Origin of the sequence: Synechococcus sp. PCC 6717, assembly GCF_022698185.1 — a bacterium.
GTDB lineage: Bacteria > Cyanobacteriota > Cyanobacteriia > Thermosynechococcales > Thermosynechococcaceae > Thermosynechococcus > Thermosynechococcus lividus.
Genome location: NZ_JAKLTV010000001.1, coordinates 152,086 through 165,024 on the forward strand (window position 1 = coordinate 152,086; position 12,939 = coordinate 165,024).

Consider the following 12,939-nt stretch of genomic DNA (forward strand, 5'->3'; position numbering starts at 1 on the left):
AGGGGCTGGGGTGGCTTTACTCCAAAATTCGACAGCGTGGATCCACTAAACTGGCTTTGTGTGGTTCTCGTGGGAACCAAAATGCTGTGCGCTGACAAATGCCCACTAGCATCAGCATGACGGGCACTTCAATTAAGACCCCCACAACGGTGGCCAGTGCTGCACCAGAGTTCAGCCCAAACAATGTAACAGCGGTCGCGATCGCCACTTCAAAATGATTACTTGCCCCAATCATCGCAGCCGGAGCCGCATCTTCGTAGCAGAGCTTGAGTTTTAGCGCCGCCACATAACCTATCCAGAAAATAAGGTTGGTTTGAATAAACAGCGGTACGGCAATTAAGAAGATATGGAATGGATTATTGACAATCAATTCCCCCTTAAAAGTAAACAGCAACACCAAGGTAATCAGCAGCGCTGAAATAGCCACCGGATCGAGATATTTCAAAAACTGTTTTTCAAACCACTCGGAACCTTTGTGTTTCAAAATCCAGTGACGACTATAAACCCCACACAGCAGCGGTAACCCCACATAAATTAAAACTGACAGCATAATCGTGGCCCAAGGTACCGATAAGTGACTGGCAGACAACAGCAACCGACCCAGCGGTGCATACAAAAACAGCATCGTGAGGGAATTAATGGCCACCATCACCAGTGTTAGTCCTTGGTTTCCAAAGGCGAGGTACCCCCACATCAGCACCATCGCGGTACAGGGGGCAATCCCCAGCAGCACCGCTCCGGCAATATAGGACTGCGTGAGGGAAATCTCCTGTCCGTGAATCAGTTCTGTGCCTGCCAGCCAAGGACTGAAGAGCCACCCTAAAAAGAATTGGGCGATCGCCAACATAGTAAAAGGCTTGATCAACCAGTTCACCACTAAGGTCAGCACCACCGGTTTAGGGGTGCGAAAGGCGCGATCGATTTGGGTAAAATCAATCTTGACCATGATCGGGTACATCATGAAAAACAAACAGATGGCGATGGGAATGGATACTTGGTAAATGCTCATGGTATCCAGAGCCACAGCAACATTTGGAAATAGTCGCCCTAATGCAATGCCTACCAAAATACACAAACATACCCAAAGGGTGAGGTAGCGCTGAAATAGACCTAGCTTCATCAAAAAACCTCCGAGCCCCCACCTTGCATTAGCAGGTAGGATTTTTTGAATACTCTATTGCTACTGAATTGATGTTGATAGTTGAGACACAGATACCACTCTAGCGTAGGCTCAGCGGTGGGTCATTGACCTAATTCCTTGGGGTTGAGCCACGATACGAAAATTTGAAGCACTTAGGAGCCACTTATTGGCGAGGGTTTGGCAGCCTCTGTTGAATCTTCCAGAGGATGGCTGCCAGCCAATTCGTGCAGGTGTGTGCCACAATCGGCAAGAGTAAGTTGTGGGTGGCCACAGCACTATAGGCAAAAAGCCCACCCACAATAGTTGCCCACAGGGCATAGGGCCAGTGTTGTCGGGTTCCGGCGTGAAGAATCCCAAAACAAATAGAGGTGCCAATAATGCCCGCCCAGTTGAGACCTAAACTGGGGAGCAGTACCCCCCGAAACAGGAGTTCTTCGCTCAGGCCGGGCAACAGGCCAATCCATAGCAGATCTGGCCACGCTAAGGGAGTGAGGACAAAGGTGAGATAGGTATCGGAGGCTTGGCGATAGGACGGCCACACGGCGTAGAGAAGTCCACTTAGCCCTGTAATGCCACAGCACAACCCCAAGCCAATGCTAAACGCCCATCCGTTCCATTCAAGGGGCAGTAGCCCGCCAGCAAAGGGGGTGTATAGCCAAATGCGAGCCAAGATCAGCCAGAGGATGGCAGTGAGCGCCATGGCCACGAGAATTTGGGTACGGCTGAGGGCAGGCAAATCATCCATGAAAGCCCCTACGATTTCTGGAACTGACCAAACTGGAGGTTATAGACCTCTTCTTCTTTTTCCGAAATAAGTTTGAGATCAGAGCAGGGGCGCGCTACACACAACAGCACATAGCCCTTGTCCCGTAGGTCTGGACTTAAGCCCATGGCATCACCATGATCAACGGTGCCCTCCTGGATTTGAGCAGCACAGGTGGTGCACACCCCAGCATTGCAAGAACTGGGTAAATCAATGCCAGCGGCGGTGGCCGATCGCAAAATAGGCTTATCGGCTGCTGCTGCAAAGTGGTAGGTTTGGCCGTGGTGGGATAGTTCAATGTGGAAGGTTTGGGTCATTGCCAATCGTTAGAGCTTAAGTGTGACATCTCCCTTATTATCTCCATGAACTACCCTACCGCATAGACAGATGGGTAATTCGGCACAACTAACTCATAGCTCCATTCAGCAATGCCGGCTCTAGGCGCGGCAGTCGTGGATAGTTCCACACAGATTCTTGGCCGGGTCGCGGGGGAATGCGTTCCATGGCGGCACCCTTACGCCTTACTCTGAGGGTGACGCTCCACTAAACCCTGCTCAATCGCTAGGCGCACCAACTCCGCCCGATTGTGCACTGAGGCTTTTTGGAAGAGACTACTGACATGCTTTTCAATGGTACGGGCACTCAAGTGCAGGCGATCGCCAATTTGGGCATTGGACAGCCCCGCTGCCAACAACTCGATTACCTGCTTTTCGCGCTGGGTCATTGCTAAATGCAGCGACTGGGATGACGCTGCCGAGGGTTGCTGCTGACGCTGGCGCCATTCCACCTGCATTTGCACCAACTGAGAACGATCCAGCAAATTGCGTGCGACCGCCGCCAACTCATTCAGATCAAAGGGTTTAGCCAGATACACATCACCGCCAGTACGGTAGGCACGAATCCGCTCCTCCACTTCTGTGCGGGCAGTCAGATAAATAACGGGCAACAGCCGCAGGGACGGGTGCTGCCGCACCTGTCGCACCAGTTCATAACCATTCATGTTGGGCATGGCAATATCGGTGATCAGCAAATGGGGCTGATAGCGATGAATCATTTCTAAGGCTTGGGTACCAYCCCCCGCCGTCAAACAGCAGTATCCTAGCGACTCCAAAAATTGGCTAACCGATAGCCGAATACTGGCATCATCATCGGCAATTAAGAGCGTCAGGGACATAGCGGCTAGCTCTCAACTAAACCACAAAACTTTTCGATACAGCGAAGAAACAATTCCACACCAATACTTAGTACGGTTTCATCGAAGTCAAAGCGCGGATGATGGTGAGGAAAATCTAACCCCAGTGTGCCATTGGCAGAGCCTAAAAAGAAATAGCAGCCCGGTACCGCCTGCAAAAAGAAGGACATATCCTCGGCAGCCATGGTTTGGCAGTGGGGGGTAACGCCGGTGGGCACCTCCATCACTGACTCCGCCACAGAACGTACTAAGTCCGCCATTTTCGGATCATTGACCGTTGGTGGGTACATCCGCTGATAGTCAAATCGATAGCTAGCCCCATGGCTTTGGCAGATACCAGCAATTACCTCTTCAATGCGCTGCGGTAGCCACTCCCCCAACTCCGGCTTGAAGTAGCGCACCGTGCCGCGAAAGGTGGCTGTGTCCGCAATCACATTCTTGGCGGTACCGGCATGAACCGCACCGACAGAAATGACAGCGGTTTCCAGAGGATCAACATTGCGCGAGACAATGGTGTGCAAGGCGGTAATCACCTGGGCAACGACCAGCACTGTATCCACCGTAAATTGCGGCAGGGCAGCGTGTCCGCCCTTACCGTGGATGGTGCACTCGAAAAACTCTGCTGCTGCCATCAGCGGGCCACTGCGCACGCCCACCGTACCCACGGGTAAAAAATTCCACAGGTGGAGGCCAATAATGGCATCCACCTTGGGGGTATCGAGTACCCCAGCCTCAATCATGGGCTTTGCACCGCCGGGGCCTTCCTCCGCAGGCTGAAAAATAATTTTAACCGTACCGGCAAAATCGCGGTGGCTAGCAAGGTATTTTGCAGTACCGAGGGCGATCGCTGTGTGCCCATCATGGCCGCAGGCGTGCATTTTGCCCTCATGGAGTGAGCGATAGGGCGTTTCATTTTCTTCCTGCACTGGCAGGGCATCCATATCGGCACGAATTGCCAGTACAGGTCCTGGACGCAGCCCCGGAATCACCGCCACAATCCCCGTTTGCGCAATACCGCAACGGTGTTGAATTCCCCATGCCTGCAACTTGCTGTGGATAAAATCTGCCGTCAACTGCTCTTGAAACCCCAGTTCTGGACGTTGGTGGAGATACCGTCGCCATGTGACTAATTCTGGTTGTAGTGCCGCCACATCCGGTCGAAGGTGGCAGGTTAGCTGGGGAAGGTGGAAGGCCATGGCGAAAATGTTTAGAATTTGTTAAGCGTTACTTTCTAGGATAAACGATGGTCTTTACTGCTGCTAGGAAGAGGGCTGGCTGTTGACAGCCTTGCTGCTAGGGAGCTTGTGACGCACCTCCGACTGCGCAAATGGACGTACTCTGAGTCTTTTCATGGCTCTGTAAGTTTTTAACATTTTCTAATAAAAAAGCCTTCGGTTTTTTGTCTGCGAGAATTCTCACTATCTCAAAAAATAAATTACCTTGAGTAGGGTGATCAAAACCATGCTTTACACCCAAAGCATTATGCTTACTGACTCCAGCAATACTAAATGGCTGGCAAGGGAACCCTGCAAGTAAAATATCATGCTCTGGAATTTCATCAGTGGTAATTTGGGTAATATCTCCAGCAGGCATTTCAGAAAAATTGGCTGCATAAGTTATTTGGGCAAACTTATTCCACTCTGAACTGAAAACACATCTTGCTCCTGCTTGAGTAAATGCCAAACGCATCCCACCAATGCCAGCAAAAAGATCAATAAATGTTAGGCTTGTCATAGGACTAGTATGAATGCGCTATACTAGCATCTTAATTTCTAGATTAGAATCACTGAGCGGGTAATTCTTTCCTAATTATCACCTTAATTTTGAGGATCTCTTGCTGGCGGGGTGAGCATATCTAGTGACAATAATGCGCAGGCGATCGCCTTGTTGCGGCTAGAGGATCACGCAACCGTATAGGGTCGGTTCAGGCGATCCAACTGCTGCACCATCAGGCTTAGGAATAACCCCACATCCGTGACCACACCGATGGACTCCACAGAGCCACGATCTGCCAATTTTGTCACTACCGCTGGGTTAATGTCCACACACACTAACTTCACACCCGCAGGGGTCATGTTCCCCACCCCAATGGAGTGGAGCATAGACGAGAGCATCAGGATCATGTTGGCACCCTGCACCAAGCGGCTATACTCCCGCTGGGCTTGTATTAAGTCCATGAGGGTATCGGGCAATGGCCCATCATCACGAATGGAACCGGCTAAGACAAAGGGGATATTGCGCTGAACGCATTCGTACATCACGCCGCTGGTGAGAATCCCTTGGCGCACGGCCTCGGCAATACTGCCACACCGGCGAATCGTGTTAATGACCTTCAAATGGTGCCGATGCCCACCCCGGACGGGCACGCCCCGCTGCATATCAACGCCTAGGGAGGTGCCCATCATTGCTTGCTCCATATCATGAACGGCAATAGCGTTCCCCCCCAGTAGCCCTTGGACGTAGCCTTCACGGATAAGCTTCGCAAGGTGTTCACCGCCGCCGGTGTGAATCACCACTGGCCCTGCTACAACGACGACTTTACCTCCCTGATCGCGAATGCGCCGCAGTTCCCAAGCAATTTGTTCAACGACGAGTTCCACCCGCCGCTCGCTAGAAACCCCCGACCCCATAAAGGTAAATTCTTGGCTGTTGCGCTGTGAGTCGGCCTTACGCACGGTGCGAATCCCTTCGACCCCAACTACGACGCGATCGCCCACCTCTAAATCTCGCAGGAGGCGGCATTCGGCCACGGTGCCCTCTGGAGTGGAGCGCACCACAATCGCCCCATCCATCCGCTGGTTTTGTACCCGCACCCACTGGCAGTTCACCCGCACTTCTGTTGGATAAATTGTGGTGACGTAGAAATCATCCGGTGCCACCCCAGCGAGGGTCACCGTCTCGAGCGTGGCATCGCAGACCTCGCTCGGTGGCAAAATGGCTCCCAAATCAATGAGTTGAGCCATAATCTCGTCCATGACGGCGGCATCCGGTGCCATCACCCGCACATCGGCTTGGGAGGGACTCTGCCGCTGCTCCCCAAGGTTAAATTGCAGTACTTGGAAGCTGCCGCCACTTTCGACAATGGTATCGAGGACACGATTCACTAAGCCGGAGTCTAGTAAATGCCCCTCTAAGTGAATGACACGGCTGGGGAGGGTTGCAGGCGCACGAAGTTCTGCCCGCACTGGCTCGGTGACCCGTAGGGTTAAGCATTTGGAGGCACCGCCCGCCTTGAGAAACTCGGTTAAGGGGGTTTCCACCACCTCAAAGCCTGCGGCGGCTAGGGCATTTTTCAGGTCTTGACTGGCACGGTTGAGAATTACCGTATGCTMAATATTGACAGCATTACAGGMAAAATTAACGGCATCCGCCTCTTGGACAACAATCCGTTTTGCCGCTGGCACCCGCAGTTCAATCAGGCGGTTCGAGTAGGCATCGAAGGCCGGGGGGTAGTACAGGAGGTAGCCATCGGTGAGAGGGCAAAAACAGGTATCGAGGTGATAAAAACGCTCATCCATTAAGCGCAGCGATAGGACTTCAATATCCAACCATTTGGCTAAGTAAGCGTGGGAGTCTAGTTCGGAGCGGAAGCCGTAGCCGGCCCATAACCAGCGACCTTCGCGATCTAAAAGTGCATCCCCTGCTCCTTCAAAGGGGACTTGTTTGGGCAGTTCAAAGACCTGATAGCCCTCAGAGGTAAACCATGCCTTGAAGTAGGGTTCTTCTCCTTGGCGCTCAGGGTGGTAAAAGCGACTGAGCACGACGCGATCGCCAAGTACTAGCCCGGCATTGGCTGTAAAGACCATATCTGGCCAGCCGCGTTGGGGTTCGATCAGGCTAACGGTTGCCCGTGCCTGAATAATGTCGTAGAGTTGCTGCCACTGCACCTGTGCCCGCTCTTGAGAAGACTTGTGAATATTTCCTTCCATCCATGGGTTAATGACATAGTCCACCTCGTAATAGGTGGGAGGGCACATGAGGAATCGCAGTGTAGAACTCATAAAAATAATGGCGATGTAAAACGGCAGAGGCGGGCATAGCAATGCGCTATGCACAACCTTTTATCGTATAATGAAAAACTATCTGAAGTGCCGCCAGCGTTATCAAACCTTGATATTTTAGGGGCAGCTATGGGCAACAATGATTGCTACGTTGCCTCGCACCAGAGGAACTAGCACGACAGCGGCCAGCGCGTACGATACGATAATCATTTGTGCGATCGCCACTGGATGTTACCGCTGCACACTAAATTTGAAATTTGCGAAGGGGAATTGCCTTGACTAACGCGACTGAATTGATTTCGATTACTACAGAAGCTCGTCCCAACAGCCAGCTTGCTGCCMCCATTGAGGTCACCGCCGATCGCTCCCAACAGGTCTATAACCAAGTTCTCAACGACCTTGTGCGCAACACCCAACTGCCGGGATTTCGCAAAGGTAAAGCCCCTAAACAACTCCTGTTAAAACAGATTGGTGCGCAGCGGTTGCGTTACGCTGCTATGGAAAAGCTCATTGAAGACACCGTTAAAGAAGCCGTTAAGCAACAGAATATTCCCTACCTCGGCAACCTCAAGCTGGAGGGGGATGTCGCTGAGGTACTGGAGCAGTTTGACCCCCAACAGCCCTTCCGGTTTAGTGTCACCTTTGACGTGACCCCTGAGGTGAGCGTCAGCAGTTACCAAGGGTTGACCATTGAGTATTCGCCCGTCACCTACGACCCAGCCATGGTGGACGAGGTTTTGCAGCGACACCAGCGCGAGCACGCCACCCTTATCCCCGTTGAGGATCGGCCTGCACAGTGGGGGGATGATGTCACCATCAAACTAGAGACCAAGGATGCCAAAACAGGGGAGATTATCGACACCCTTTCCGCCGCTGAGTTGCCCCTCACCCTCGATGAACAACAGCCCTTTGTGCTCCGAGAAATCCCCGCTGCTGTTGTGGGGATGGCGATCGCCGAGACGAAAACGGTTACCGTTACCCTACCCCAGGAGACTGAGGGGGCAGCAGAGGAGCCAACTACAGCCATCGCCGAGATTGAGTTACTGGAAATCAAAGCCCCAGAGTTGCCCCCCCTCGATGATGCCTTTGCAACAGAGCACAGCGAATTTAGCACCATGGCGGAACTGCGCTCACACTTAGAGACTACCTATCAGGAGCGCGCCCAAAAGGAGGATAAAACTGCGAAGGAGAACGCCCTCATCGATGCGCTGATCGCTGCCAATGAGGTGCCAGTGCCTGCCACCTTGGTCGATAGGGAAGCAGAACATGAGGTCAAAGAATCCCTTTACCGCTTGCAATCTCAAGGCTTGGATCTGTCTAAAGTCCTCACCCGCGACCTCTACGACAAAATGCTGGTGGAGGCGAAGCCAGCGGCGGCACGAAACGTCAAGGCAAATCTTTTGCTGCGGGCGATCGCCAAAGCGGAGGGGATTGTACCAACGGAGGAAGCGATTGCCGAGCGGGTTAAGGAGTATATGGCTGCCCTTGGCAACACCAGCCCTAAACAGCGGGAGGCTTTGCGGGATATTGCCAGCACCGAACTCACCAAGTCCCAAACCCTTGCATGGCTGCTCGAACACAATCAGTTTCAACCCCTAGCGGCGCCAACACCACCCGAGCCAGACGCAGAACATGCCACGGCTGAAGCGGCTGAGCCTGCTCCGGCCAAGGCCAAAAAACGGTCGGGGAAAAAGGCCACACCCCCTCTAGGGATCGAATAGTTCGCCATAATAAAAATAGTTTCATGCCCATGCTATCGGGCAGATGGCTAGAATACTGTAGTAACCGGTCATTAAACGCCACTATGCTGCATTCTCACTACAATCGCCGCTCGCCAGAGCTAAACTTGCCTGCTCCCCATGCCAATATCGTGCCCATGGTGGTTGAGCAGTCAGGCCGAGGGGAGCGAGCGTTTGATATTTACTCCCGCCTGTTGCGAGAGCGGATTATTTTTCTGGGCGGGGGATCCGGCGATCGCCGTGGTATTGATGATGCCGTTGCCGATGCGATCGTGGCGCAACTGCTCTTCCTCGATGCTGAAGACCCAGAAAAGGATATTTATCTTTATATCAACTCGCCCGGAGGCTCTGTGACGGCAGGGATGGCGATTTACGATACCATGAAGCACGTTCGCCCGGATGTGTGCACATTGTGCTTTGGGTTGGCGGCCAGCATGGGGGCATTTCTACTGTCGGGAGGCACCCCGGGCAAGCGGATGGCTCTACCCCACGCCCGCATTATGATTCACCAGCCCCTTGGCGGTGCCCAAGGGCAAGCGGTTGATATTGAGATTCAAGCCCGCGAAATTCTCTACCATAAGCGCAAGCTCAATGAACTTTTAGCGCTCCACACCGGCCAACCCATCGAGCGCATTGAGGCAGATACGGAGCGCGACTTCTTTATGTCTGCCGAGGAAGCCAAAGCCTACGGCCTTATCGATCAAGTCGTGACACGGCAAACTCTGCCTAGCCATTAAATCCCTCCCACTTTGCTAGCCTGCAACCCTAGAGGTTCCCTATGGCCAAATATGATACCCACCTCAAGTGCTCCTTTTGTGGCAAGTCACAGGAACAGGTGCGTAAACTCATCGCTGGCCCTGGGGTCTATATCTGCGATGAGTGCGTTGAATTGTGCAATGAAATTTTGGATGAGGAATTAACCACAGTTCCTAACCCCACCCCCCCGCGGCGCGAACCCGCCACGCCGCGATCGCCCCGCAGTCAGCCGCGTCCTCGCCCTTTAGGACAAGTGCCTAAACCTCGCGAAATTAAGGAATACCTTGATAACTATGTGGTGGGTCAGCACGAAGCCAAAAAAATCCTCTCGGTTGCAGTCTATAACCATTACAAGCGCCTGAGCTTGCTTGATACTGAGCAGCAGGGGGATGATAGCGTTGAGCTGCAAAAATCCAATATCCTCTTGATTGGGCCAACTGGCAGCGGTAAAACCCTGTTGGCGCAAACCCTTGCCAAAATGTTGGATGTGCCCTTTGCCGTTGCCGATGCCACGACCCTTACTGAAGCGGGCTATGTGGGGGAAGATGTGGAAAATATTCTGCTGCGGCTGTTGCAAACCGCTAACCTCGATGTGGAAGAAGCGCAGCGCGGCATTATTTACATTGACGAAATTGATAAAATCGCCCGCAAAAGCGAAAATCCTTCGATTACCCGAGATGTTTCTGGGGAAGGGGTGCAGCAAGCCCTGCTGAAAATGCTGGAAGGAACCATTGCCAACGTGCCACCCCAAGGTGGGCGCAAGCACCCCTACCAAGACTGTATTCAAATTGACACCACGAACATCCTCTTTATCTGTGGGGGAGCCTTTGTGGGTCTTGAGAAGACCATTGAGCTACGAATTGGCAAGAAGGCCATGGGCTTTGTTCGCGATGGTGAACCCCTACCCAAGGAAAAACGCGCCGCCGACTTGCTGCAACACCTTGAGCCGCAGGACTTGGTGAAGTATGGCATGATTCCAGAGTTTATTGGTCGCATTCCGGTACTTGGGGTGCTAGAGCCGTTGAATGTTGAAGCCCTCGCAGAAATTCTCACGCAACCTCAAAATGCTCTCCTCAAGCAGTATCAGAAGTTAATGCGCATGGATAGCGTTGAGTTGCGCTTTGAACCGGCTGCGGTTGAGGCGATCGCCAAAGAAGCTTACCGCCGCAAAACGGGTGCGCGTGCCCTCCGTGCCATTGTCGAAGAAATCATGCTAGATGTGATGTACGAGTTACCCTCCCGCAAGGATCTGCGAGAATGCACCATTACCCCAGAAATGGTTGAAAAACGCTCTACCGCAGAGTTGCTGCTTCATCCGTCGTCGCTGCCTACGCTCTCGGCCTAGCGTATCTTTGCGAGGGGCGATCGCCTTTGCTATGATGAAAAACCGTGCTACTGGAGAGGTGGCAGAGTGGTTGAATGCGCTTGACTCGAAATCAAGTTTAGGGTCACACCTAACGGGGGTTCGAATCCCCCCCTCTCCGTAATCGCTCAACGCCTTACGGCATCCGAGATACAACAAATAGGGGAACACACCTATTTGTCAGGACTGACGCAAGGGATATTGGAATGGATGGATGCTTCCGTTGCTCCATCAAGTCGTTCGACAGCATCCCATGCTTAATCTGATCTGAAGACCCTTCTGCGTCAGTCCTGTTGGTTTCTGTAAACTACTCCCAGCTAAAGCAGGGAGCTTTTAGTAGCCCTGCAGTGACGATACCGTCTCACCAAGCTTGTGGTGCTAGCCAGTCCAGTACCCATAGGCTACAACACGCCCGGTTGGACTCGAACCAACGACCAATCGCTTAGAAGGCGATTGCTCTATTCCACTGAGCTACGGGCGCACCTCACAAATCATTTTCTCACAGCGCATAAGCTAGAAGAAGAACTGCACACCAAGGATACTATCGATGGAGTCTTTTGCACCGCCATCTCGCCTACTGCTTGTTTGCACGGACAATAATTTATCGCAACGGCTAGGCCAAGACTTACAGGCTGCGGGCTATGACCCAGTCATTGCTACCTCAGAGAAGGACTGTCATCTAGCCTGTGAAGAGTGGCAGCCTGCGCTGATTGTGATGGATCGCTATATCGGGCGTCTGAGCAACCTAGAACTGTGCCAACGGCTACGGGAAGCAGGTATGAGCCTTCCGATTGTGGTGCTCATGGAAAGCGATCGCCTCGAGGATCGCATCGCAGTCCTAGAGTCAGGCGCAGACGATTACTTGTTACTGCCCTACACCCCCAAGCCATTTCTGCAGATGATCCAGCTCTACCTTAAGCCTCCCGTTGCGCACGGGGAAGTCCTACGGTTTGATAATTTGTCCCTTGACTTGCTCACCCGCCGTGCAGAGCACAATGGCCGCACTATTGACCTGACGATGAAGGAGTATGAACTCCTAAAATTTTTAATGGAGCACCCCCGGGACGTTCTCAGCCGTGAACAGATTCTTGAAAATGTTTGGGGCTACGACTTTTTAGGGGAGTCTAACGTCATTGAAGTCTATGTGCGCTATTTGCGCTTAAAAATTGAACCGGAGGGGGAGAAACGGTTGATTCACACTGTACGGGGAGTGGGCTATGTTTTACGGGAAGGGTAACATCCGTTTTTTGGGGGTGCTACTCATCAGCATCAGTCTATTGCTCGGCTGCCAAGCCCTCAGTCAAGGCGATCGCCCCCCAGGGATCAGTAGGGGGGTACCGCAATACCTACCAATTACCGCCAAGGTCAACATTCATGACACTTGGATTGAGTTGGAGGTAGCGCGTACCCCAGCACAGCAGCAACTGGGGTTGATGTTTCGATCGCAATTAGCTGCCAATCGCGGCATGCTCTTTCCGGTGTCACCGCCCCAAGTGGCCAGTTTTTGGATGAAGAACTGTTTAATTGCCTTAGACTTAATCTTTATTCGATCCGGCCAAGTGGTGGCCATTGTTGCCGATGCTCCCCCCTGCCAAACCCAAGAGTGTCCGACCTACGAGTCTGGGGTACCCGTTGATTATGTCTTGGAACTGGCGGCAGGACGGGCGGATGAACTGGGACTCAGGGTGGGCGATCCCCTCACCATTCAATACTTAGATGCACCACAATCGATGCTGCCAAAGTAGTATCATGGTGGCAATTTCCAAGGAAACCAATCATGGATGGCTTTTGGGAAAACGTTCTACGGTATCAACGCTACTTTGTCACAGTGTTGCTCGGGGTGGTCTGGAATGTCGTTGAACCACTGGTGCCTCTCTTTAAGCGCCCCGCCAGCGCGATCGCCTTGGTGGGGCTAATGGTCGGCCTGTTGGCGTTTGTGGCCTTAACGCTACGAGCCATGCTGGGCCTCCCGGTTGTTTGACCC

At 52.7% G+C, this 12,939-nt stretch carries 12 protein-coding genes, 2 tRNA genes and 1 pseudogene; 7 read left to right on the forward strand and 8 right to left on the reverse strand.

Annotation, left to right across the window (positions count from 1 at the left end):
• Nucleotides 1-16 precede the first annotated feature (16 nt).
• The 7 genes from arsB to argZ form a co-directional block, all read right to left on the reverse strand.
• Nucleotides 17-1,120, reverse strand: coding sequence for an ACR3 family arsenite efflux transporter (gene arsB / locus L5470_RS00725; RefSeq protein ID WP_099798492.1), 1,104 nt, complete (start codon nt 1,118-1,120; stop codon nt 17-19).
• A gap of 184 nt (nt 1,121-1,304) precedes the next feature.
• A complete protein-coding gene (locus L5470_RS00730) occupies nt 1,305-1,886 on the reverse strand; it encodes a CPBP family intramembrane glutamic endopeptidase (protein WP_448533638.1) in 582 nt (193 codons plus the stop codon).
• Between the two features lie 8 nt (nt 1,887-1,894).
• The gene (locus tag L5470_RS00735; protein WP_099798490.1) at nt 1,895-2,221 is read right to left on the reverse strand and encodes a 2Fe-2S iron-sulfur cluster-binding protein; all 327 of its coding nucleotides are present in this window, start codon (nt 2,219-2,221) and stop codon (nt 1,895-1,897) included.
• Nucleotides 2,222-2,418: 197 nt separating this feature from the next.
• Entirely contained in the window at nt 2,419-3,078 is a 660-nt protein-coding gene (locus L5470_RS00740; RefSeq protein WP_499497540.1) for a response regulator transcription factor, read from the reverse strand.
• Between the two features lie 5 nt (nt 3,079-3,083).
• On the reverse strand, nt 3,084-4,292 hold the full coding sequence (locus L5470_RS00745; RefSeq protein ID WP_499497542.1) for a M20 metallopeptidase family protein: 1,209 nt from the start codon (nt 4,290-4,292) through the stop codon (nt 3,084-3,086).
• A gap of 97 nt (nt 4,293-4,389) precedes the next feature.
• Nucleotides 4,390-4,830, reverse strand: a complete 441-nt coding sequence (gene dcm / locus L5470_RS00750; RefSeq protein WP_499497544.1) for a DNA (cytosine-5-)-methyltransferase — start codon at nt 4,828-4,830, stop codon at nt 4,390-4,392.
• Between the two features lie 167 nt (nt 4,831-4,997).
• Nucleotides 4,998-7,097: a bifunctional arginine dihydrolase/ornithine cyclodeaminase gene (argZ, locus tag L5470_RS00755; RefSeq protein WP_499497545.1), complete on the reverse strand. Its 2,100-nt coding sequence runs from the start codon at nt 7,095-7,097 to the stop codon at nt 4,998-5,000.
• A gap of 275 nt (nt 7,098-7,372) precedes the next feature.
• Between argZ and tig the strand changes: the two genes are divergently transcribed.
• From tig to L5470_RS00775, 4 genes and pseudogenes are all read left to right on the forward strand, one after another.
• A complete protein-coding gene (tig, locus tag L5470_RS00760; RefSeq protein WP_499497547.1) occupies nt 7,373-8,818 on the forward strand; it encodes a trigger factor in 1,446 nt (481 codons plus the stop codon).
• Between the two features lie 140 nt (nt 8,819-8,958).
• Nucleotides 8,959-9,573, forward strand: a pseudogene (gene clpP / locus L5470_RS00765) (ATP-dependent Clp endopeptidase proteolytic subunit ClpP); the annotation flags it as partial.
• Nucleotides 9,574-9,614: 41 nt separating this feature from the next.
• Nucleotides 9,615-10,937 carry an ATP-dependent protease ATP-binding subunit ClpX gene (clpX, locus tag L5470_RS00770; RefSeq protein WP_499497549.1) on the forward strand — a complete coding sequence of 441 codons (1,323 nt, stop codon included), beginning with the start codon at nt 9,615-9,617 and terminating at the stop codon, nt 10,935-10,937.
• A 52-nt stretch (nt 10,938-10,989) separates the two neighbouring features.
• Nucleotides 10,990-11,076, forward strand: a tRNA-Ser gene (locus tag L5470_RS00775).
• A 286-nt stretch (nt 11,077-11,362) separates the two neighbouring features.
• Here L5470_RS00775 and L5470_RS00780 read toward each other — a convergent pair.
• Nucleotides 11,363-11,436: transfer RNA gene (locus tag L5470_RS00780), tRNA-Arg, on the reverse strand.
• Nucleotides 11,437-11,502: 66 nt separating this feature from the next.
• Between L5470_RS00780 and nblR the strand changes: the two genes are divergently transcribed.
• Genes nblR through L5470_RS00795 form a run of 3 tightly spaced genes read left to right on the forward strand, consistent with a single transcriptional unit; the run spans nt 11,503 to nt 12,936 of the window.
• The gene (gene nblR, locus L5470_RS00785) at nt 11,503-12,192 is read left to right on the forward strand and encodes a response regulator transcription factor NblR (protein WP_499497552.1); all 690 of its coding nucleotides are present in this window, start codon (nt 11,503-11,505) and stop codon (nt 12,190-12,192) included.
• A complete protein-coding gene (locus L5470_RS00790; protein ID WP_099798481.1) occupies nt 12,173-12,700 on the forward strand; it encodes a DUF192 domain-containing protein in 528 nt (175 codons plus the stop codon). The genes nblR and L5470_RS00790 overlap by 20 nt, the downstream gene beginning before the upstream one ends.
• Nucleotides 12,701-12,732: 32 nt before the next feature.
• Nucleotides 12,733-12,936 (forward strand): DUF751 family protein, encoded by a 204-nt coding sequence (locus L5470_RS00795; RefSeq protein WP_099798480.1) that lies wholly within the window; start codon nt 12,733-12,735, stop codon nt 12,934-12,936.
• Nucleotides 12,937-12,939: the final 3 nt, after the last annotated feature.

What these genes read in the sequence shown, in the direction of transcription:
- arsB (WP_099798492.1), bottom strand. Translation starts at nt 1,120, where the DNA reads ATGAAGCTAGGTCTATTTCAGCGCTACCTCACCCTTTGGGTATGTTTG.
- L5470_RS00730 (WP_448533638.1), bottom strand. Translation starts at nt 1,886, where the DNA reads ATGGATGATTTGCCTGCCCTCAGCCGTACCCAAATTCTCGTGGCCATG.
- L5470_RS00735 (WP_099798490.1), bottom strand. Translation starts at nt 2,221, where the DNA reads ATGACCCAAACCTTCCACATTGAACTATCCCACCACGGCCAAACCTAC.
- L5470_RS00745 (WP_499497542.1), bottom strand. Translation starts at nt 4,292, where the DNA reads ATGGCCTTCCACCTTCCCCAGCTAACCTGCCACCTTCGACCGGATGTG.
- dcm (WP_499497544.1), bottom strand. Translation starts at nt 4,830, where the DNA reads ATGACAAGCCTAACATTTATTGATCTTTTTGCTGGCATTGGTGGGATG.
- clpX (WP_499497549.1), top strand. Translation starts at nt 9,615, where the DNA reads ATGGCCAAATATGATACCCACCTCAAGTGCTCCTTTTGTGGCAAGTCA.
- nblR (WP_499497552.1), top strand. Translation starts at nt 11,503, where the DNA reads ATGGAGTCTTTTGCACCGCCATCTCGCCTACTGCTTGTTTGCACGGAC.
- L5470_RS00790 (WP_099798481.1), top strand. Translation starts at nt 12,173, where the DNA reads ATGTTTTACGGGAAGGGTAACATCCGTTTTTTGGGGGTGCTACTCATC.
- L5470_RS00795 (WP_099798480.1), top strand. Translation starts at nt 12,733, where the DNA reads ATGGATGGCTTTTGGGAAAACGTTCTACGGTATCAACGCTACTTTGTC.